The organism is Trinickia acidisoli, assembly GCF_017315725.1.
In the GTDB taxonomy this organism is placed as follows: domain Bacteria; phylum Pseudomonadota; class Gammaproteobacteria; order Burkholderiales; family Burkholderiaceae; genus Trinickia; species Trinickia acidisoli.
This window is the reverse complement of the sequence record NZ_JAFLRG010000001.1, coordinates 3,440,433-3,460,939: the sequence shown is the minus strand read 5'-3', so window position 1 is coordinate 3,460,939 and position 20,507 is coordinate 3,440,433. Positions and strand designations below refer to the sequence as shown.

At 58.2% G+C, this 20,507-nt stretch carries 18 protein-coding genes; 3 read left to right on the top strand and 15 right to left on the bottom strand.

The window, feature by feature from the left end:
• The first annotated feature begins 8 nt into the window (after positions 1–8).
• Complete coding sequence (gene pdxA, locus J3485_RS15855) at positions 9–1,034, top strand: 4-hydroxythreonine-4-phosphate dehydrogenase PdxA (RefSeq protein ID WP_206954326.1); 1,026 nt, start codon at positions 9–11, stop codon at positions 1,032–1,034.
• A 59-nt stretch (positions 1,035–1,093) separates the two neighbouring features.
• Positions 1,094–1,915 carry a 16S rRNA (adenine(1518)-N(6)/adenine(1519)-N(6))-dimethyltransferase RsmA gene (gene rsmA / locus J3485_RS15850; protein ID WP_206954324.1) on the top strand — a complete coding sequence of 274 codons (822 nt, stop codon included), beginning with the start codon at positions 1,094–1,096 and terminating at the stop codon, positions 1,913–1,915.
• A gap of 7 nt (positions 1,916–1,922) precedes the next feature.
• On the opposite strand, the gene J3485_RS15845 is transcribed toward rsmA, so the two are convergent.
• Positions 1,923–2,876 (bottom strand): DMT family transporter, encoded by a 954-nt coding sequence (locus J3485_RS15845; RefSeq protein ID WP_206954322.1) that lies wholly within the window; start codon positions 2,874–2,876, stop codon positions 1,923–1,925.
• Between the two features lie 215 nt (positions 2,877–3,091).
• Here J3485_RS15845 and gloA point away from each other — a divergent pair, with 215 nt between their 5' ends.
• The gene (gloA, locus tag J3485_RS15840; RefSeq protein ID WP_206954320.1) at positions 3,092–3,481 is read left to right on the top strand and encodes a lactoylglutathione lyase; all 390 of its coding nucleotides are present in this window, start codon (positions 3,092–3,094) and stop codon (positions 3,479–3,481) included.
• Between the two features lie 548 nt (positions 3,482–4,029).
• On the opposite strand, the gene J3485_RS15835 is transcribed toward gloA, so the two are convergent.
• The 14 genes from J3485_RS15835 to lnt form a co-directional block, all read right to left on the bottom strand.
• Positions 4,030–4,653 carry a class I SAM-dependent methyltransferase gene (locus J3485_RS15835; protein WP_206954318.1) on the bottom strand — a complete coding sequence of 208 codons (624 nt, stop codon included), beginning with the start codon at positions 4,651–4,653 and terminating at the stop codon, positions 4,030–4,032.
• Positions 4,654–4,977: 324 nt separating this feature from the next.
• Positions 4,978–5,628 (bottom strand): HAD family hydrolase, encoded by a 651-nt coding sequence (locus J3485_RS15830; RefSeq protein WP_206954316.1) that lies wholly within the window; start codon positions 5,626–5,628, stop codon positions 4,978–4,980.
• 3 nt (positions 5,629–5,631) lie between these two features.
• Complete coding sequence (locus tag J3485_RS15825) at positions 5,632–6,597, bottom strand: ATP-grasp domain-containing protein (protein ID WP_206954314.1); 966 nt, start codon at positions 6,595–6,597, stop codon at positions 5,632–5,634.
• A complete protein-coding gene (locus J3485_RS15820; protein ID WP_206954312.1) occupies positions 6,594–7,424 on the bottom strand; it encodes an NAD-dependent epimerase/dehydratase family protein in 831 nt (276 codons plus the stop codon). Before J3485_RS15820 ends, J3485_RS15825 begins: the two co-directional genes overlap by 4 nt.
• Before the next feature lie 6 nt (positions 7,425–7,430).
• Entirely contained in the window at positions 7,431–8,393 is a 963-nt protein-coding gene (locus J3485_RS15815) for a glycosyltransferase family 2 protein (protein ID WP_206954310.1), read from the bottom strand.
• A gap of 55 nt (positions 8,394–8,448) precedes the next feature.
• Positions 8,449–9,603: a dTDP-4-amino-4,6-dideoxygalactose transaminase gene (rffA, locus tag J3485_RS15810; protein WP_206954308.1), complete on the bottom strand. Its 1,155-nt coding sequence runs from the start codon at positions 9,601–9,603 to the stop codon at positions 8,449–8,451.
• Positions 9,604–9,924: 321 nt separating this feature from the next.
• A complete protein-coding gene (locus J3485_RS15805; protein WP_206954306.1) occupies positions 9,925–10,797 on the bottom strand; it encodes a class I SAM-dependent methyltransferase in 873 nt (290 codons plus the stop codon).
• A gap of 133 nt (positions 10,798–10,930) precedes the next feature.
• Entirely contained in the window at positions 10,931–12,622 is a 1,692-nt protein-coding gene (locus J3485_RS15800; protein WP_206954304.1) for a hypothetical protein, read from the bottom strand.
• Between the two features lie 449 nt (positions 12,623–13,071).
• Entirely contained in the window at positions 13,072–13,953 is an 882-nt protein-coding gene (locus J3485_RS15795) for a M48 family metallopeptidase (protein WP_206954302.1), read from the bottom strand.
• A 1-nt stretch (position 13,954) separates the two neighbouring features.
• On the bottom strand, positions 13,955–14,770 hold the full coding sequence (locus J3485_RS15790; RefSeq protein ID WP_206955834.1) for a lysophospholipid acyltransferase family protein: 816 nt from the start codon (positions 14,768–14,770) through the stop codon (positions 13,955–13,957).
• A 51-nt stretch (positions 14,771–14,821) separates the two neighbouring features.
• Positions 14,822–15,379 carry a D-glycero-beta-D-manno-heptose 1,7-bisphosphate 7-phosphatase gene (gene gmhB / locus J3485_RS15785; RefSeq protein ID WP_206954300.1) on the bottom strand — a complete coding sequence of 186 codons (558 nt, stop codon included), beginning with the start codon at positions 15,377–15,379 and terminating at the stop codon, positions 14,822–14,824.
• Between the two features lie 19 nt (positions 15,380–15,398).
• Complete coding sequence (gene glyS / locus J3485_RS15780; RefSeq protein ID WP_206954298.1) at positions 15,399–17,546, bottom strand: glycine--tRNA ligase subunit beta; 2,148 nt, start codon at positions 17,544–17,546, stop codon at positions 15,399–15,401.
• Positions 17,547–17,561: 15 nt separating this feature from the next.
• Positions 17,562–18,569 carry a glycine--tRNA ligase subunit alpha gene (gene glyQ / locus J3485_RS15775; protein WP_206954296.1) on the bottom strand — a complete coding sequence of 336 codons (1,008 nt, stop codon included), beginning with the start codon at positions 18,567–18,569 and terminating at the stop codon, positions 17,562–17,564.
• 248 nt (positions 18,570–18,817) lie between these two features.
• Positions 18,818–20,479, bottom strand: coding sequence for an apolipoprotein N-acyltransferase (gene lnt / locus J3485_RS15770; protein ID WP_206954294.1), 1,662 nt, complete (start codon positions 20,477–20,479; stop codon positions 18,818–18,820).
• Positions 20,480–20,507: the final 28 nt, after the last annotated feature.

The following is a 20,507-nucleotide window of genomic DNA, read 5'->3' as shown; positions in this document are numbered from 1 at the left end:
GATAGCCGATGAAGCGCGCTGCCAGCACTGTCCCGCTGAATATCGCGATCACGACGGGCGAACCGGCCGGCGTAGGGCCGGAGCTGACGGCCGCCGCACTAGCGGGCGCTGCGGCGCATTGGCCGGGCGTGAAATTCACGGTGTTGGGCGATGCCGCGCTGATCGAAGACCGGGCCCGCGCCGTCGGCGTGGATTGGCCGCCGCTCCTGCGCGGCGGGCAGGTGAGTATGGCGAATCGCCCGTTGGCCGTGCCGTCGCACGCAGGCCGGCTCGATGCCGCGAACGGCCGCTACGTGCTCGGGTTGCTCGACGATGCAATCGACGGTGCGCTTGGCTCCACGGTCGGCGGTACGTCCAGCGGTACGTTCGACGCGATCGTGACCGCGCCGCTGCAAAAGAGCACGATCAACGATGCCGGCGTGCCGTTCACGGGTCACACCGAGTATCTGGCCGAGCGGACGCGTACCGCTCGGGTCGTCATGATGCTCTCGGGCACGGGCGAGCGCCCGTTGCGCGTTGCGCTCGCCACGACGCATTTGCCGCTCAAGGACGTCCCGGCCGCGCTTGGTGTCGACAGTCTGGTCGAAACGCTCGCCATCATCGATCGCGACTTGCGGCGCGATTTCGGCTTGCCCGTACCTCGGATCCTCGTCACGGGCTTGAACCCGCACGCGGGCGAGAACGGCTACCTCGGACGCGAAGAGATCGACGTCATCGCCCCGGCGCTCGCCGAGGCTGCCCGGCGCGGCATCGACGCACGTGGCCCGTATCCGGCCGACACGCTGTTTCAGCCGCGCTATCTCAACGAAGCCGACTGCGTGCTCGCCATGTTCCACGATCAAGGGTTGCCCGTGCTCAAGTACGCCACCTTCGGCGAAGGCGTCAACATCACGCTCGGGCTGCCCATCATTCGCACGTCCGTCGATCACGGCACGGCGCTCGATCTCGCGGGCACCGGACGCGCCGATGCGGGCAGTATGATCGCCGCCATCGACACGGCCGTCGCGATGGCGCGCAACCGTCGCGGCGGCTGACGCTCGCCGCGTCTCACCGCCGGCGTTTTTCGATTCGTTTCGGCTCTCTCACGACCTCGATGTCTACCAGCAGACAGCATCAAGGCCATTTCGCGCGCAAGCGATTCGGTCAAAATTTTCTCGTCGACCTTGGCATCATCGATGCGATCGTCTCACTCATCGCGCCCGAGAGCGGGCAACGGATGGTCGAAATCGGGCCGGGCCTCGGCGCACTCACCGAGCCGCTGGTCGAGCGCCTTGCCACGCCCGGGGCACCGCTGCACGCCGTCGAACTCGATCGCGATCTCATTGCGCGTCTGCAGGACAAGTTCGGCGAGCGTCTCGCGCTGCACGCGGGCGACGCGCTGGCCTTCGATTTCGGCTCGCTTGTCGACACGCGCGAGCAGCCGACGCTGCGCATCGTCGGCAATCTGCCCTACAACATTTCAAGCCCGCTGCTGTTTCATCTGATGTCGTTCGCACCGATCGTGATCGATCAGCACTTCATGCTGCAAAACGAAGTGGTGGAGCGGATGGTGGCCGAGCCTGGCACCAAGGCGTTCGGGCGGCTGTCGGTGATGCTGCAGTATCGCTATGTGATCGACAAGCAGCTCGACGTGCCTCCCGAATCGTTCCAGCCGCCGCCGAAAGTCGATTCGGCGATCGTGCGGATGATTCCCTATGCTCCGCATGAGCTCGCGAGCGTCGACATGAAGGTGTTCGGCGAACTCGTCACGGCGGCGTTTTCGCAGCGGCGCAAAATGCTGCGCAATACGCTGGCGGCCTACCGCGACCGGGTGGATTTCGACGGGCTTGGTTTCGATCTCGCGCGGCGTGCCGAGGACGTGTCCGTCGACGAATACGTGCGCGTGGCGCAAACACTCGTGGAGCGGCCGCAGTAACGCACGCTTACTTCGCGTCCGCGCGGCGCGCCGGCGCGTTCACGAGCACGATGCCCGCGAGCACGAGCGTCGACGCCAGCACGAAGCGCGAGCTGAACGATTCGCCGAGCAGCGCGACGCCGAAGCCTACGCCGAACAGCGGCGTCAAGAACGAGAACACCGACAGGCGCGAGGCCATGTAGCGCGTGAGCAGCCAGAACCACGTCAAGTAGCTCACGAACGCGACGGCGATGGCTTGGTAGCCGAGGCTTACCATGGCCAACGGCGTGAGGTGCGCGCGCTGCGGCTCGCCGAGCGCGAACGCCAGCACGAGCAGGATCACGGCCGAGACCACGAGTTGATAGAACAGCGTCTTGCTGGCGCTCGCCTGCGAGAGCGAGGTGGCGCGCACGACGACGGTCGTCGCCGCCCACATGACGCCGCCGAGCACGCCGAGCGCATCGCCGAGGACGCCCGCGAGGGCCGAGGCGCCCGGTGCGGGGGCGCGTGCGAAGCCATCGGCGAACGCAAGCGCGATCCCCGCGAACGCTACCGCGACGCCGTACCACTGCATGCGGCGCATCCGCTCGCCGGCGACGAACGCATGCAAGCCGAGGGCGGTGAAGCATGGCGCCGTATACAGGAAGACGGCCATGCGCGAGGCGCTCGTCAACGTGAGCCCCGCGAAAATGCAGATGAATTCGCCCGCGAACAGCACGCCGGCAAGCAAGCCGGCTCCGAAGGTTCCATCGCGCAGAAAGAGCGGCGTGCCGCGCAAGCGGGCCCAGCCATAGACGAGCACGGCCGCGATCGTCGAGCGCAAGCCCGCCTGGAACATCGGCCCGAGCGCGCCGTTCGTCGATTTGATCGCAACTTGTTGCAGGCCCCAAATGGCGCACAGCAGTACCATCAGCGCGATGGCGAACGAGTCGGGAGCACGGCGCACCGAAGCCGGCGTGGCGATTGCTGCTGCGGTGTTCATTCGAGGTGTCGTTTGTCAGATGGGGGATGAAGGTGCGGCGTGCATGACCGATGTGTCGGCACAGTTGTCGCCCTGCGCTGCACCAGCCTGCGTACCATACCAAAACGGCGCCGCGCCCGCTTTGGCTGCGGTGAATCACCCTATCGACGGCAGGGCCAGCAGCTCGCGCGCTTTCTTGATAGATTCGCATCTTTCTGAAGAAATCGGAGTTCACGATGCGCTTGCTGCATACGATGCTGCGAGTCGGCGATCTCGACCGCTCGCTCAAGTTCTATACGGAATTGCTCGGCATGAAGCTGCTGCGCCGCGATGACTACCCCGCAGGCCGCTTCACGCTTGCTTTCGTCGGCTATACCGACGAAAGCGAGGGCGCTGTCCTCGAGTTGACGCACAACTGGGATACGACAGCCTACGATCTCGGCGCGGGCTATGGCCATATCGCGATCGAAGTCGACGATGCCTATGTCGCTTGCGAGAAGATCAAAGCGCAAGGCGGGACCGTCGTGCGAGAAGCGGGCCCGATGAAGCACGGCACGACCGTCATCGCGTTCGTCACCGATCCGGACGGGTACAAGATCGAGTTTATTCAGAGGAAGGCGCGGTAGCGGCGCTCTGAAGGACTCGGGCGGGCGATTGGAGGCTTGGTCCGCAGGCAGATTTCGTCCGGGAGCATCTGCCTAAAAGGATTTCCTCGTTGCAGCAAGAGTGATTTGATTCATCGGGGTGGTTCCGTGGATTGGGGATGCGATAGCGAGAGGTGTTCGAGTTCTCCTGCTACCGATCTAATCTGTCTCCTTCCTGGCGTGTTGCGTCTTTCTGTGGTGAATGGAATGAGAAACAGATTGGAGGTGAGACCGGATTCAGCCGCGTCATGGGGGCACTGAGTGGGCGGGAACAGCGACTTGTGTCGCATCGAATTTCTCGTCCTCGGCAAGGGCAGCCCAAGGGATGCGCGTGTGCTTGCTGGCTACGCCCGCCAGTGTGCCGTAATAGCGCTCGCACGCCTGTAAAGGTATGATTTCGGGCGAGAGTCGGTCGTTGTGCCGATGAGCGTTGAGCAGGCTTGATTGATTATTTGCCGCACAATAACGCCAAAACAGAATTGCGCAAGCTATGCAGCATGCGCGAGTTCGTGTGAGTTGCGATGCATACGTCAGGAATGACGACGGATAATGATCTCCCATCCGCCGACAAAGCCATAGCTTTCCTTCAATATATATCCTGGTATTTTCAATATATGGGCGGCTAGCGTTCTCGTAAAATGTCGCTTGATAGAGGTTTCTACAATGGAAGGGGTGGAACGAAGCACTTGAAATCTCCCCGCCGTCGGCAAGACGGACAGAAGATTATTCCAAAATTTTGCGCCTAAATCATGCACATGTGCCGGATAGGTAAAATCAAAAGGTGTGCCAATTATTTTGGCGAAATTAAGTAAAGGGGTCACATAGGGCGTCCTGGCGTAAAACACGCTGTCACTGGATCGCATTGAAGAAAGTAACTTGAGCAAAACATCCCTTGGCTCGGGAATATGCTCGATAACTGCGCTGGCAATAATCAGATCCATCGACCGATCGACTATCTCCGTCAACTTATCGGGTCGGAAAAGGTTAATGTGTCGATCGTTTATATCGATATCGCTTTGATCATAGTCCAGCAGCGCTATATGGATGCGCTTCGCGCCGCGCTCAAGTAAATTCTTGGCGATCCGAATTGAAATAGCGCCATCCCCACCACCGTAGTCGAGAATAGACAGCTCTCGGCCAGCTAGCGCGCTCATTGGGAGTTGGGTGTGCCGGAGGATATGACTCGCGATCCGTCTTGGTGCATCTACCGTGATTTTTTCCTTCGCGTCGCTATAGTAACGGGAATAATATCTTGTAAGAACCTCGGGGGTAGGCATTCTTGATGCGGACACTGCATGGCAGGTTAAGCAACGCAAAAGCCGCACGATCGGATCGTTCTGTAATACAGGGCCTGTGACTCTTTTGGTCGAATTGCAAAACGGGCACGAAGTGCTTTGCGGAAATAAATCTTCCTCCCGCATATGCATCGATTGGTGAAATACGGTCGATCGCATTTTTTTCTCGAATTAATTGGCGCTTTAATTTGCATCGAGCCAGCGGACAAGCTCGCCAAGGTGCCTGATTCTTGGAGCAGTTGAACTGCCATAGAGATCATCACGATCAAGCAATATCGTCTTTATCCCTAAGTTCAATGCGGGTTCGATGTCCAATCTTATCGAGTCGCCGACGTAGATAATTTCATCGGCACGTAACCCGGAGATATCAAAAATTCTTGTGAAGAAGTCGGGTGCAGGTTTGCGCACGCCTTGTTCCTCCGAACCGAGAATCCAAGTGAAATTCGCACTAGGAAGTAGCGCCAATTTCTCGCGCAATGATGTGTCCCAGTTGGAAACGATGCCCATGGGCAATTTGATGGCGGCAAGGGATGCAGTATCAGGGAAAGGCCTCCATGGCAAATAGCTACATGACGAGAAGATCGCATTTAATAGCTCGTCGCATGGGACGACGCCAAAGGAGCGTAGTAAGTGGCTATTAAAATCGCGATAAAAATCGCTTGAAGTTCGATCTGGAAATGTAATTACATCGGAGAGCAATCGATGAACTAATAACAGTTTTTCGAAAGATATTGAAATGCCATGCTGCGACAGAGTCTGATGAATCGCTGGATATAGTCCGGGCTTGTATAAGAGGGTGTTGGCCACATCGAAGAAAATAGATTTTATCTTCATTTCTTAAAAAATGAAAAATAGATCACTTCGATTTGATATTTCGGATAGCGATTTATCTCGATAGATCACGTCGTGCATGATGCGGATCGCGCTTCCTTTCGTAATTTGCGGTGAATTCGGCGCCTGTTTCAGGAGCAGTTCTTGCACGGTATAGGCGACATCATTGAAACCGAACTGCGATCTGATCGAATTGGTTCCCGAAATTCTACAATTGATTTCAAACGGAATGATGCCATTTTCGGTGACGCGGCTTTGGATATTGCACGAGCCCCTGAACGGAAAATGCGCAATCATGTGTTCGATAATTTCACGTATGACTGGATCATGATCGAATACAACCTCGCAGCTCGATGTATTGCCGTGATCAAGTTCGCGCTTCAAGGTGATGAGTCCATGCAATTCTCCTGTTTGTAAAACATAGAATGCACTGGTCAGCTCCGGGCCATCCAAATATTCTTGGATGACATAGTCATCGGAAAAATCCTTGGGCGACACCGGGTCGATATGAATATTGCGCGACCCCCGTCCTTCGCGAGGTTTGACAACGATCCTGTTAAATTCGCGCTGATAGCTGGACGGCAGTGTCGAGCGCGCAAATGGTAACCCGAGCGCCGCGAATTTCTCGAAATTCAAATATTTATCTAGGCATAGTCCGGTAACTTCAGGCGATGCCGCCGCAACCCTGCCGGATAAGCTCGCCCGATTGATTGACAGGTAATGAGCCTCGTAATCGGTGCTCGGGATGATGAGCTCGACAGCGTGTCGGCACGACAATTCACGGATCGTCGCAATATAGCCTTCATCATACGCGTAGGGAACTTGATATACGTGATCGCAAAGATGATTGCCGGCGCTAATTTGCAGTGTATTTGTTCCAATGATCGTCGTATCGAGATTCATTGCACGAAGGTTCCGCAAGATGCCTTGCCCGACAACACCACCAATCCCTGTTACCAAAATAGATCTCATGCGTGTCGCACCATGTTTTCCAGGGTACTTCTCAAATCGATATACGGCCGTCCCAGAGCTACTGCATCGTTGAGATCATAAACATAGGACGGACTCGAGTCTTCACCCACGTGCACGATGGATGCACCGGTCAATTCGACCAAAAGATTGGCAACGTCGCGATTACTATAGGAATGCTCACCTATCCCCAGCGCGGCTATCGATTTTTCGCTGCTTATTGCGTTCAGACACATCAATGCGGCGTCATTTACGTCGAGGTAATTCTGGAGTCGCTCGCCACTGCCGATGAGGCGGATACAGCCGTTGCGAGCTGCAGAAACAGCCACTGGTATGAAGCTGTCAGGCCTCATCCCGACACCGATCAATGACGAAAATCGAATAATCGCGTATTTTTGTGATTTACGCACCCAACACTCGGCTGCCAACTTGGACAATCCATATGCGTTTGGTCGGCAAGGTGAGGAGTCCATCGATAGTGGCAAATATTCTGGAGTACCGAACACGGAAACTGACGAGGCAAGCACATGGGTTGCATTGGGATAGGCCTGGACTAGTTTTGCGACAAGATCGACGTTCGTGGGCACCAGGTCGGCTGGTGCCGCATCTCGCGCTGCGGGGATTCTTGCCGCTAAGTGCAAAATGGCGTCGATACTGCTCAAGTCGGCAATCAATTCGTCCACAGACTCATGACTGACGTCGAAACTTGCCGAAGCTCGCGTGCCAGCACGCGTTAGCGCAGCCATTCGCCAGCCGCTCGGCACTTGCCGAACCACCGCGCGCGCCAAAAAACCCGCGGCTCCAGTAATCAAAAGCATCTTGCGCTTCATTGCATTCTAATTTTGATCAAGATCAAAGCCGATTTGATTGCCAACAATATACAATGGCCGCTTTTTGCTTTCGTCAAATGTCTTTCCTAAGTAAATGCCGATGATGCCCAGTATTGAAATAATGATTCCGCCAATGAAGTATAGCGATACGATTAAACTGTTCCAACCTGGGACCGGGGAGCCATAGATTAAAGCGTGCCCTAGAAAATATGCCCCGTAGCAAAATGAGGTAGCCGCCATCAAAAAACCTAACCGTATTGCCAGTCGCAACGGTTTATCTGAATAAGCAACGATTGCATTGGACGATAGCTTCCATAGTTTGGCAAATGTGTACGTGGATTCACCCGCAAAGCGTTCCGCTTGCTCCACCTCGATCGAGGCAGTGGGAAAACCCATCCACTGCACTAATCCACTGAAGAACCGCAATTGCTCTCTCATGCGACGAAAGTTGACAACCACTTTGCGTGAAATGATGCGGAAATTTCCGCCGTTCTCGTGGTACTCGATATCGGCAAGGTAGTTGAATATTTTATAGAACAACCAGGAGGTCAGCCGCTTGAGCGGCACCTGACGCAGAGTGCGACGCCGCGCCAGTACAATATCAAAGCCCTCCCGTGCCTTCCTATATAGGCGTGGAATATCCTCTGGTTGATCTTGTAAGTCGCAATCCATCACGACGGCCCAATCGCCGTTACAAAGGTCCAAACCAGCGGTGATGCCGTAATGCTGCCCGAAGTTGCGGCTGAATTGAATGCCTCTTACCCGCGCGTCAGTCGCTGCTAAACGTTCGATGATTGCCCATGAGTTATCACCGCCACAATCCTCGATCAGAATGATTTCGAAATTATTCGAAATTTCTTCCAGTGATTTTTTTAATCTGAAATATAACTCATTAAGGCAATTTTCGGCCTTATAGACCGGAATAACTACGGAGATATGAGGGGAGCTGCTTACGCGATCCGCGTTCATTGTGTATCTCATTAGAAGGTGCCGACACTATTACGCCGAATCCAGGCTCATCCCGTCAAATAACTTTAATCGGATTTATTGCATGCCCTAGAACCTCAACTATCCTTTCTTGTTGCATAGGAGTCAATCCTATCCATAAAGGCAGGCGGATCAATCGCTCGGAGATTGAATTGGTTACAGAGAGGTTGCCATGTGCCCTGCCGTATCTTTGCCCGCCTGGCGACGAATGCAGCGGGACATAATGAAACACAGAGGATATATTGTTCCGTTTTAACTCTCCCAGAACCGCTTGACGATCAATACCCTGGGAAAGTAGAACGTAATACATATGAGCATTGTGCTGACACTCATCGGGAACGATAGGGCGGCGCAAGAACCCTTGAGAGGCCAATCCTTCGATGATCTGATGGTATCGTCCCCACATAGTCAGGCGCTCTTGCGTGATTCGATCCGCTTCTTGAAGTTGCGCCCAGAGGAAAGCGGCAATCAGTTCGCCCGGCAGAAACGACGATCCAGCTTCTTGCCACGTATACTTATCGACCTCGCCGCGGAAAAATCGACTGCGATCCGTACCTTTTTCACGAATAATCTCGGCTCTCTGGGCCAATTGGGGGGCATTCACCAGCAGGCAGCCCCCCTCCCCAGAGATGACATTCTTGGTTTCATGAAAGCTGTATGCGCCAAGATCGCCGATGCTGCCCAGCGCACGCCCCTTGTAAGTCGACATGGCCCCTTGCGCGGCGTCCTCGACCACATACAAACCATGACGCTTGGCGATGCTCATGATGGCATCCATCTCGCAAGCCACGCCCGCGTAGTGTACTGGGACAATAGCCCGCGTACGTGGCGTGATAGCGGCCTCGACCAGGTGCTCGTCGAGATTTAACGTGTCCTCTCGCACATCGATGAACACGGGCACAGCACCACGCAGGACGAACGCATTCGCTGTCGAGACGAAGGTGTACGACGGCATGATGATTTCGTCGCCAGGGGCGATGTTCAGCAACAGCGCGGTCATTTCCAGGGCCGCCGTACAGGAATGCGTCAGTAGCGCCTTGGTGCTGCCGCTACGCTGCTCGAGCCAGGCGTGGCAGCGCTCGGTATAGGGGCCATCGCCTGCCAAGCGTCCATTGTGGTGTGATTCGGCAATGTAATGTAGCTCTTTGCCGGTCATGTGAGGCCAATTGAACGGAATGTGTTCTTCTGTCATCGAATTGCTTTGGAGCTATCAAGGATCCCGACGAGTTGAACCTCAAGTGCCGCTGCTTGGCTGGCGATTGTGTCGCAACCCGGCAGTAGCTTCGCGTCGATTGTATCCGACTGGGGCAGGGCTCGGCGGACAGCGGCGGGAAGGTCGATGCAATGCATGCGGCATCGCCGACGCGCTCCCTCACAGCGGCGATACAGTTCGCATCGGAGGCGAAGCATCGACGCAAGCGCCGAAGCGTTACGTCAGACATAAGAGCGTTATCACGCCTTGCGGAAACAAATGGATCCCGTGATCGCTCACGTCAATCAGTCAGGGGGCTTGTCATAATTTTCTTGCCACGATCAGCCGCGATCCTCCGATCGGTAGGTTGAAGTTGTGGCGTATCAATGCCGCATCGATACTCAAAACCGCCTCGAATAAAGTATTGAGCCAATCAGCTATCCTGAGTTCTGCATGCCCATTGGCTTCTCTCGCATCGCATCGCTTTTTGCGCAACCGAGATACGAGCATCGCAGGCAGAAGGCCGGTGACAAACGAGGTTGTTCGCAGGATGTCAAAGCCGGCGGCCTTGACTTTGCTATGTAACTCTTTGGCAGTGTAGCGGCGAACATGGCAAGCCCGTTCGTCGACTGAACTCCATAGCCACGCGTGCTGCGGAACGGTTAGCAGCATGATGCCGTGCAACTTCAACGCATCGTGGATTTGACTTAAAACCTGAGCATCCTCCTCGATATGCTCCAAAACATCGAACGCCCCGATCGCATCAAATTCGTTAATGAACGGGATTTCCCTTGCGTCCATTTGCATGAAATCGATGGCGGGCTGCCTAGCGAAAGCGAAATTCAATCCTGCAGTGAATATTTCACTGCCATGAAGTTGTGCTCGAGGATATGCGGACGCGATGCCAGACAAGACGAATCCGGTACCACAGCCTATTTCCAAAAAGGAACGAAATTCCGGGCAATATTTCCCAAGCGCCCATATAATAAGACGATTGCGCGCACGAAACCAAAAGTGCTGCGCCTCGAGGTCAGCCAAGTCGGCAAAATCGGCTGTATTGAAGCCACCTCCAGCCAATGCCAAGGCGGGTGCGTATGCCTGGAATGTCCCCAGTCTTTCCGGAGCCCAGCCACATCCCGGACAATTCGAACTCTGGGAGGGGAAATTAAATCCACATGCGACACATTTCTTCATGTCTCAACCTCTAACAGCTTGCTAGGATGGCCATTATTGTCTGAAGGGAAAATAGTTTAAATTCATCCGCGAATGCAGTTAATCGCAGTTGACATTGTTTCCCCGTGGACCGTCTCGGTTTGTGCAAGGGTTGTTAATCTTTTTGTAATCCGATTTCGAAGTTGATCGCGCAAAGATCGCCGCTTCGATAGTGTTCTCCGGTGGTTATACCGTTTAGGCGCAAACATCTTGCGATTGCATAATTCGGCTTGACTCGGGCGATAGCATCGTCCAGGCGTAAGCCGGTAATGATGGACGATAGGCCAAGATAAGTTACCGGATAAAGCTTTGGGTAATACTTCAAACTTTCATAGGTCATGTCGTCGATGACGATGCCGCCTTTGTTTAGATTCAATCCCGCTTTCTGCACGAGTGCTTCGACATTACGCTCAACGATGCGCGGATCTCGCATCAATGATACTGACGGCCCTTCGTATCCAGCGGCTAATTTTGGATAGAAAATAGAGAAATTGGCGAAAATCGATCCTACGACAAGTACGGCGCACGTGATCGAATATAAATTCACCGCGGCATATGACCATCGTGCTGCTTTCGACAGGCACACTGCGACGAAGATCGTTAAAATAAAATTAATAAAAATTGAGCGATAAAAATTCTGTACGGTATCGTAGAAAAATAGAAAGATCACTGGCCACACGAAAAGCAATGTCGGCATGAATTTTGCGTGATGATTCCGCACAGTCGATGAAATTTCACTCAGGCTTCGGCAGCGTATTATTTGTATAACCGGCTTTAGCGTTGAATGCAGTGCAATCATTATTGCGAGCCCCATCGTTGATACGGCGACTGTCGCGATGTCGCGGTTCAGGTAGATTGGCCAGATTTCACTCAATTTTTCAACGGGCGGCAAATAATTTATTGCATATTGTGGAAGATACTGAAATGCCTTCGTATATTTTGTGATCTTCATTCCCAGTAAATCAACCCAATTCAATCCGCTCGAGTTAGCTCCTTGAAAAGTCATATTGGCCCAGAATTTCTGTATTGAATTGAATTCCAAGCATGTCAGGTGTTGAAAATATAATTGCGTGGAAGTGCCGAAAATCAGCAGCGCGATAGCTAGCCCGCCCATTGGCCAACTTTCAGACGATCCGCTCGCGAGGCGATAAGCAAAATATAAGGTAAGCGGCAAAAACAGGAGGCCCTGGACGTGCACGTACATCGAAAACAACACACTAGCTATGAGCAATACGGTAAGGAGCCATCGAATCGTAACTCGCCTCGCACCAGACTCAAGATACATATAAGCGGCGAGACAACATACAAGATTCATCGTTTGAAAAGACTCGAAGCGCTCGAGCACCAAACTCGAACCAGATACACCTATCAGGGCACTGCAAATAGATAACGCAGCGACAGGGTTAACGCGTTGCGCAGAATGTCGTGCCGCAAGATAAATCGCGATCATGTTTACTGCGAACGGCAGTATTCTTTGCTGCGATATCGAGAAATGCTGCTCAATGTACGAAAGTGACCAAGCGGGAATCAAAAAGGTGGCGGGAACATGCTTGAAATTAGATGTGCATAATGGATAGAGACCATAAATTATGCCGTGATCCGGAATGTATCGAGCTGACGCGATTCTCAGGGCAACTTCGTCCGGATAGATTGGCATCAAATGCCATGCCCATAATCCGATCAAAGAAATCAAAATTGCTACGACGGCAAGAAGGAGTCTAAATAAGTTGTCGGAAGTATGGCGTTTCGAACTTTTGTTATTGCCGATCGGCATATCGCAAACGCGGGAAGTAGTAGAGGCGCTCATAGGCCAGGTATTGGACGGCGAAAATCCTGTACCGCCATTCTAACTGGAAAGCCCCGTACAACGAGGTTTTCCTGGGTCGACTTGGGCGGTTCTGGTCCTGATACCGTCGTTGTCGACGTCGTGTCGCGGTGTTCGGGATTCATGCCGTGCAGACAAAACTACAAGACGTTTGAGTGTGCGCTGCCGGACCAGTCCACCTTGGCGATGGTGCTGTCGACGGCGAACGTGGGGACACCACCGGGGGAGAGGCCGTATCGCGCACGCAATCCCTCAAAGCGCATTGCGTTATACACATCTTTTGCCTAGTTTTTGAGCATACTGCCCGGAAGCCCTTGATACAAGGACTTCGAGGGTTTGACGCCCGCTCGGAGCAGTGCACAGGCAGCGCCAGCCCATCGTCGTAACCCATTGATTCTTATAGGGGGCAAGAGATGTGTATAACGATATGCTCAAAGCGTTGGCAGCAGTTCCGGCGGATGATGCTTGAGCGTGTGCCGCGCCTCGCGAAACTCGGGGAAGATCGACTCGACTGTTTCCCAAAATCGCGGGCTGTGGTTCATCTCGCGCAAATGAGCCAACTCGTGCGCGACGACATAATCGATGATCGACAGCGGAAAATGGATCAGCCGCCAATTCAGGCGAATGCGTCCGTCGCTCGAACAACTGCCCCAACGCGTGGCCGCCGCCGACAGCGCGTAGCCCTTGTACGCGACGCCGAGCTTATCCGCGTAGTAGGCAAGCCGTTCGCCGAACACGCGTTTGGCCTCCGTCTGCAGCCAGCCCTGCACACGATCTTTGATTTGCTGCGCGTCGGCGTGCGCGGGCAGCGTCAGCGACAGCGCCGCGGCCTGTGCATCGAACACGAGCGCCGCGTTCGTCGGCGCGAGCACGATGCGCACCGGCTTGCCGAGATAAGGAATCTGCGCCCCATCGCGCCATTCGATGCGCGGTAAGGCGCGCTGCTCGGTTCGCGTTTGCCATTCGGACAGCTTCGCGAAAATCCAGCGCTCCTTACCGGCGATCGCCGTCTCGATGTCGGCGAGCGTGACCCAACGCGGTGCCGTGATCGTCAGGCCGTTGCCGTCGATCGAAAACCCGATCGTGCGCCGCGACGATCGTTTCAGCGCGTATTCCACTGTGCGTCCGCTCAACGTCAGGCGCCGCAGCTTCACGCCGCTTGGTGTCGGATCTTGCCGAGGCGGGACCGACTCGACGAGCGGGGCAAGCGGGGCGAGCGCGCCATCATCGGCCGGGCCCGCGAAGAGCGGTAGGTCGAGCTGTCGGTTGTCGAGCGCTGTCACCGGACGAGGCGTGGCGGACTTGGGCGCCACGTCAGCCCCGCGCCGCGTCCGCTCGATCGGCCGCACCGCGTGTACGCTTGCGGCCGCGGGTGCGCAGATTGGCGCCGTCGGCACCGTCTGCGTCTTGATAAGCGTCCGGGTCGATTCGGCGCATCTCGGCTTCGATCCAGGCTTCGACGCGCGTGTTGAGCTGGTCAGGGGTGAGGCCGGCGGACTCGATCGGCTTGCCGATCGATACCGTTACCGTCCCCGCGTACTTGATGAAGGAGTTGCGCGGCCAAACATGGCCGGCGTTATGCGCGATCGGCACCACGGGGGCGCCGGAATCGATCGCAAAGCGTGCTCCGCCCGTTTTGTACTTACCTTGCTTGCCGACCGGTGTGCGCGTGCCTTCAGGGAACATGATCACCCACGCGCCCTCGCTCATGCGCAGCCGCCCTTGCTTCACGACGGAGGCGAACGCGTATTTGCCTTCCTTGCGGTCGATATGAACCATCTTCAGCATGCCGAGCGCCCAGCCGAAGAAGGGCACGTAGAGCAACTCGCGCTTGAAGACGTAGCAAAGCGGACGCGGCATGATTGCCGGGAACGCGACGGTCTCCCATGCCGACTGATGCTTCGAGAGCAGCACGGCGGGCCCTTCGGGCAAATTCTCGGCGCCTTCGATACGGTAGCGAATGCCGTTCAAATACCGCACGACGGCAACCGTGGAACGGCACCAGCCGACGGCCATCCAGTAGCGCCGCTCGGCATTCATGAACGGGAACGCGATGAAGCAGGCCGTCGCGTACGGGGCGGTGTAGACGATGAAATAGACAAATAGCAGCAGTGAGCGGATGAATCGGATGAATCGCATCGGTATCTTCGATCGGTTGGGCTCGAGCGTGCTCGCGCGCACTCACTCGTTCTGATCCGCGAGGAAGGACAGCACGAACGCTTTCAAGTCGTCGTGCACCTTGGTGCCTTCGGGCAGGCCGCCTGCCGCGAGCGTCTTCTTGCCCTTGCCCGTCAGCACGAGGTGGGGCCGGAAGCCGAGCGCCGCGCCGGCCTGCAGATCGCGCAGCGCATCACCGACGACGGGCGTGGCGGACGGGTCGATCTCGAAGCGGTCGATGATCATTTGCAGCAGGCCAGGTTTCGGCTTGCGGCATTCGCATTGGTCTTCTGCCGTGTGCGGGCAGAAAAAAACGGCATCGATACGAGCGCCGACCGCCGCCGCCGCGCGATGCATTTTCAGATGCATCGCGTTCAGCGTGGCCATGTCGAACAGGCCGCGACCGATGCCCGATTGATTCGAGGCGACGGCCACGCGATAGCCGGCGTGATTGAGCCTCGCGATTGCCTCGAGGCTGCCCGGAATCGCGATCCACTCGTCGGGCGATTTGATGAACGCATCCGAATCGACGTTGATGACGCCGTCGCGATCGAGGATGACGAGTTTTTTGCCGGAAGTCATACGCGTCTCTTCTGCTCTGTTATGCCGCGAGCTTCGAGATGTCGGCCACGCAGTTCATCTGCGCGTGCAACTCGGCCAATAGGGCCAGCCGGTTTTTGCGCAGCGCTGCGTCCTCGGCATTGACCATCACGTCGTTGAAGAACGTGTCGACGGGATCGCGCAGCGCCGCGAGCGCCGACAGCGCGCGCGTGTAGTCGCGTTGCCCGAGCTGCGCTTGGACCGTCGGCGCAACCTTCTGCAATTGCTCGCTCAGCGAGCGTTCCGCCGGTTCGACGAGCAACGATGATTGCACCGCGTGCGCGGCCGCAACGTTCGGGTTCGCAGCGCCGACCGTTGCCAGGCTCACTTCGGCTTCCGACTTCTTCAGGATGTTCGTGATCCGTTTGTTGGCGGCGGCCAGCGCGCCGGCTTCGGGAAGCGCCGAGAACTCGCGCACGGCGTCGAGGCGAGCGATGATGTCGTCGAGCCTGCGTGGTTGCAGGCTCAGGACGGCCTCGATCTCGCTTGCCGCATAGCCGCGTTCGCGCAGTAGGCCGCGCAGGCGATCCATGAAGAACGCGTAGAGCGCATCGGTGCAATCGGCAGCTTGCGGCGTGGCACGGAAGCAGGCGGCAACTTCGTGCAACAGGGCGACGAGATCGATCGGCAACTGCTTCTCGATCAAAATGCGCAGCACGCCGAGCGCATGCCGGCGCAACGCGAACGGATCTTTTTCGCCGGTGGGGACGAGACCGATGCCCCAGATTCCCGCGAGCGTCTCGAGCTTGTCGGCGAGCGCGACAGTCGTACCCACGCTCGTGCCGGGCAACGCATCGCCGGAGAAGCGCGGCTGATAGTGCTCGGTGCAGGCGAGTGCGACTTCCTCGGCCTCGCCGTCGTGGCGGGCGTAGTACGTGCCCATCGTGCCCTGCAGCTCGGGGAATTCGCCGACCATGTCGGTCAAAAGATCGGCCTTCGCGAGCCGCGCGGCGCGCGCGGCCTGTTGGGGGTCGGCGCCGACGAGCGGAGCGACGACGTGCGCAAGCGCTTCGAGACGCTCGACGCGTGCGAGCTGCGAGCCGAGCTTGTTGTGATAAACCACGTTCGCGAGCAGCGGCACGCGGTCGGCGAGCGGCTTCTTCTTGTCTTGCTCGAAGAAGAATTTCGCATCGGCCAAACGCGGGCGCACGACGCGCTCGTTGCCTTCGACGATCTCGCCCGGCGTTTCGGTCGCGATGTTCGAGACGATCAGAAAACGCGAGCGCAGCTTGCCGCTGTCATCGGTCAGCGCGAAGTACTTCTGGTTCGTCTGCATCGTCAGAATCAGGCATTCCTGCGGCACGGCCAGGAATTGATCGTCGAAGCGGCATTCGTAGACGACGGGCCACTCGACGAGCGCCGTCACTTCGTCGAGCAACGCCTCGGGCATCACGACGCGATCGCCGTGCGCCTGCGCCTTCAATTGCTCGGCAATGCTTGTGCGCCGCTCGTCGAAACTCGCGATCACGCGTCCCTTCGTGCGCAGCGTTTGAGCATAGTCGTCGGCATGCAAGAGTGCGACGAGGCCGTCCGACAGAAAGCGATGGCCGAGTGTCGTATCGCCGGCGTCGACACCGAACGCCGTGACGGGTACCACGTTCTCGCCGTGCAGGACGGTCAAGCGCTGCACCGGACGCACGAATTGCACGCTCGTGCCGTCGGGGCGCTGGTAGGTCATGACTTTCGGGATCGGCAGCTTGCCGAGGGCAAGCGCTTCGTCGAGCGAGGCTTGCAGGCCGTCGGCGAGCGTCGCGCCGGGTGCCGCGTAGCGCAGGAAGAACGCCTCGGCCTTGCCGTCCGAAGCCCGCTCGAGATCGGCGAGCGGGGCGTCGGGAAAGCCGAGCGCCGCGAGCTTTTTCGCGAGCGGCGCCGTGGGCTGGCCGTTCGCGTCGAGGGCGACCGAAACGGGCAGCACCTTTTCGCGCACCTGCTTTTCGGGGGCGACGGCGCGCACGTTCTTGACGAGCACCGCGAGACGGCGCGGCGTGGCGAAGCGTTCGAACGACGGCTCGCCCGCGATGAGGTCGCGCGCGGCCAGGCGTTCGACGAGGCTATGCGCGAACGCGTCGGACAGCCGAGCGAGCGCTTTCGGCGGCAATTCCTCAGTGAGCAGTTCGACGAGCAGTGTGGCTTGGTGGGCTTGATTCATATTCGTTGGGTCTCGTCATTCCTTGTCGATCGCGCGCTCGACCTTCAGCGGCGGCACCCATGCCGGCATCGCGGCATCCTGCTCGTCCGTCGTCAAGCCGGGCACGCCGTGCACGGGATTGCCGAGCATCGGGAAGCCGAGCTTTTCACGCGATTCGTAATAGGCCTGCGCGACGAGCCGCGAGAGCGCGCGAATGCGGCCGATGTAGGCTGCGCGCTCCGTGACCGAGATCGCGCCGCGGGCATCGAGCAGATTGAACGTATGCGCGGCCTTGAGCACGAGCTCGTAGCCGGGCAGCGCAAGCTGTGTCTCGATCATGCGCTTCGCTTCCGATTCGTAGCTGTTGAACAGCGTGAACAGCAGATCGACGTTCGCGTGTTCGAAGTTGTAGGTCGATTGCTCGACTTCGTTCTGGTGGTAGACGTCGCGGTAGGTCAGGCGGCGTAGCTCGGGGCCGTTCGGGCCGGCTTCCTCCCACTCGGTCCAGACGAGGTCGTAGATGTTCTCGACCTTCTGCAAATACATTGCGAGCCGCTCGAGCCCGTACGTGATTTCGCCGAGCACGGGCTTGCAGTCGAGCCCGCCTACTTGCTGGAAGTAGGTGAACTGCGTGACTTCCATGCCGTTGAGCCAAACTTCCCAGCCGAGGCCCCAGGCGCCGAGCGTGGGGTTTTCCCAGTCGTCCTCGACGAAGCGCACGTCGTTCTGTTTCAGGTCGAAGCCGAGCGCTTCGAGCGAGCCGAGGTAGAGGTCGAGGATGTTTTCCGGCGCCGGCTTGAGCACGACCTGGTATTGGTAGTAGTGCTGCAGGCGGTTCGGATTGTCGCCGTAGCGGCCGTCCTTCGGGCGGCGCGAGGGCTGCACGTACGCCGCCCGCCACGGCTCGGGGCCGATCGCGCGCAAGAACGTATGGACGTGCGAGGTGCCGGCACCGACTTCCATGTCGATCGGCTGGAGCAGCGCGCAACCTTGTTTGTCCCAATAGGATTGCAGCGTCAGGATGATTTGCTGAAACGTGAGCATGTCGTGCCTTTCGAGGCAGGCGGCGTCTGGCCGCTGCGATGCCGGAAAACCGGCGGAATCGGGGCTCCCGTCCGGGCGGCCGATGTGCGGGCTGCGGCGATAGCCACCGTCTGCACGGTGAAAACACTAGATTTTACCGGATTGGGGCTGCCTTGCGGCCGTCGCCGGCTGTGCGCCTCGAGTGCGGACCGCCGGCGCGAGTCCAGCGGTAGCGGCCGGGGCGTCGCCGAGCCTGTGCGTAGCGCGGCTTAATTTCGTCTCGGCCCGCGGCGCCCGGGCCCGAACGCGAAGCCGAAAGCGATCAGCACGAGCGAGACGGCCAGCACGAGGTTGTTGCCGACGGTGATATACGGGGTGCGCCCCGTCATACCTTGCACCGTCGCTTCGATTTGGCCCGTCGTGAACGCGGCCAGTCGCGCTGTCACTCGGCCGTGCGGATCGATGACGGCCGTCGTGCCGGTGTTGGTCGCGGCGATGAGCGGCCGGCCCGTTTCGAGCGTGCGCATGCGCGCCATCTGCAAGTGCTGATCGAGCGCGATCGTGTTGCCGAACCAAGCCAAGTTAGATGCATTGACGAGCACGCCGGCCGGCACGGCCGCTTCGCGCAACGTGCGTGCGATTTCCTCGCCGAAGATGTCCTCGTAGCAGACGTCGACGTCGATCGGCTGGTTGTGGACCATGAACGCTTTTTGCACCGGTTTGCCGCGCGCGAGATCGCCGAGCGGGATGTTCATCAGCCGCACGAACCAATGAAAGCCCCACGGCACGAATTCGCCGAACGGCACCAGATGGTGCTTGTCGTAGCGGTACAGTTCACGCGAGCCCGGCGTGACCCCGAAGAAGCTATTCGTTTCGTCGGTGTATCGGCCGTCGGGCGTGATCGTCGCGCCGAACGCGCCGATCAGCAGCGACGAGTCCGTGTTGTCTGCGAACGTGCGCAGTGCTTGCGCGAAGGATTCGGGAAACTGCTGCGGCAGCAATGGAATCGCCGTCTCGGGCGTGACGATGAGATCCGCCGCGTGCGCCGTGATCATCCGCTCGTAAAGGTCGAGCGCGGCGAGCACGCCGGCTTCGTCGAACTTCATTTCTTGCTTGACGTTGCCTTGTAGGAGGCGGACGGTCAGCGGGGCGTTGCCGGGCAGCGTCCAGGCCACGCGCTTGAGCGCGGTGCCTGCGCCCATGACGGCGATCGCCGCCATGGCCGGCAGCAGCACGGCCGCGTGCCGGCGTGGGCGTGCGAACCACGCCGACGCGCTCTGCACGATGAGCGCCGCGGTGAGCGCGAGGACCCAGCCGACGCCATAAACCCCGGCGATTGCCGCGAAGCCCGAGAGCGGCCCATCGACCTGCGCATAGCCGCTTGCGAGCCACGGAAAGCCCGTGAAGACCGTGCCGCGCAGCCATTCGCCGATTGCCCAAGCGCTGGCAAAGGCGAAGGCACCGTGCCAAGTCGGTGCGAACGGACGTGACGCACGTAAGGGACGCGCGTTGCGCGCGCCGTTCGCCGCATGGCCCGCGCAAAACGACCAGAGCCCCGCCGAAATCGCGGGATACAGCGCGAGGTAGAGCGAGAACAGCACGAGCGCCGCGCCCGCGAGTGGCGCGGGCATCCCGCCGTAGTGGTGCATGCTGACATAGAGCCACCAGACGCCCGTCACGAGATTGCCGAAGCCGAATGCGCCGCCCGTGAGCGCCGCGCTCTTCCAGCCGGTCGTGCGCGTGAGCCAGGCGTAGAGCACGGCGAAAATGGCGATTTCGAGCCAGCCGCCGTGCGGCGTGGGTGCGAACGAGAGCGTATTGAGCGCGCCGAGTGCAAGCGCGACGAGGTAATGCCAGCGCGAGAGCGGGCTCGCGGCGGTGCCGGATGCGGTGGTGTTGCCGCGCAGGCGGGAGGTAATCGATTCGGCCATGTAGACGTGGCTTCGGAAATGCGTTGAA

Excerpts from the sequence above, each read along its gene's own strand:
- J3485_RS15815 (WP_206954310.1), bottom strand. The coding sequence starts at position 8,393 with ATGAACGCGGATCGCGTAAGCAGCTCCCCTCATATCTCCGTAGTTATT.
- glyQ (WP_206954296.1), bottom strand. The coding sequence starts at position 18,569 with ATGCTCACGTTTCAGCAAATCATCCTGACGCTGCAATCCTATTGGGAC.
- pdxA (WP_206954326.1), top strand. The coding sequence starts at position 9 with ATGAAGCGCGCTGCCAGCACTGTCCCGCTGAATATCGCGATCACGACG.
- J3485_RS15835 (WP_206954318.1), bottom strand. The coding sequence starts at position 4,653 with ATGAGCGCGCTAGCTGGCCGAGAGCTGTCTATTCTCGACTACGGTGGT.
- J3485_RS15805 (WP_206954306.1), bottom strand. The coding sequence starts at position 10,797 with ATGAAGAAATGTGTCGCATGTGGATTTAATTTCCCCTCCCAGAGTTCG.
- J3485_RS15800 (WP_206954304.1), bottom strand. The coding sequence starts at position 12,622 with ATGAGCGCCTCTACTACTTCCCGCGTTTGCGATATGCCGATCGGCAAT.
- J3485_RS15830 (WP_206954316.1), bottom strand. The coding sequence starts at position 5,628 with ATGAAGATAAAATCTATTTTCTTCGATGTGGCCAACACCCTCTTATAC.
- lnt (WP_206954294.1), bottom strand. The coding sequence starts at position 20,479 with ATGGCCGAATCGATTACCTCCCGCCTGCGCGGCAACACCACCGCATCC.
- J3485_RS15820 (WP_206954312.1), bottom strand. The coding sequence starts at position 7,424 with ATGAAGCGCAAGATGCTTTTGATTACTGGAGCCGCGGGTTTTTTGGCG.
- glyS (WP_206954298.1), bottom strand. The coding sequence starts at position 17,546 with ATGAATCAAGCCCACCAAGCCACACTGCTCGTCGAACTGCTCACTGAG.
- J3485_RS15825 (WP_206954314.1), bottom strand. The coding sequence starts at position 6,597 with ATGAGATCTATTTTGGTAACAGGGATTGGTGGTGTTGTCGGGCAAGGC.
- rffA (WP_206954308.1), bottom strand. The coding sequence starts at position 9,603 with ATGACAGAAGAACACATTCCGTTCAATTGGCCTCACATGACCGGCAAA.
- J3485_RS15845 (WP_206954322.1), bottom strand. The coding sequence starts at position 2,876 with ATGAACACCGCAGCAGCAATCGCCACGCCGGCTTCGGTGCGCCGTGCT.
- gmhB (WP_206954300.1), bottom strand. The coding sequence starts at position 15,379 with ATGACTTCCGGCAAAAAACTCGTCATCCTCGATCGCGACGGCGTCATC.
- rsmA (WP_206954324.1), top strand. The coding sequence starts at position 1,094 with ATGTCTACCAGCAGACAGCATCAAGGCCATTTCGCGCGCAAGCGATTC.
- gloA (WP_206954320.1), top strand. The coding sequence starts at position 3,092 with ATGCGCTTGCTGCATACGATGCTGCGAGTCGGCGATCTCGACCGCTCG.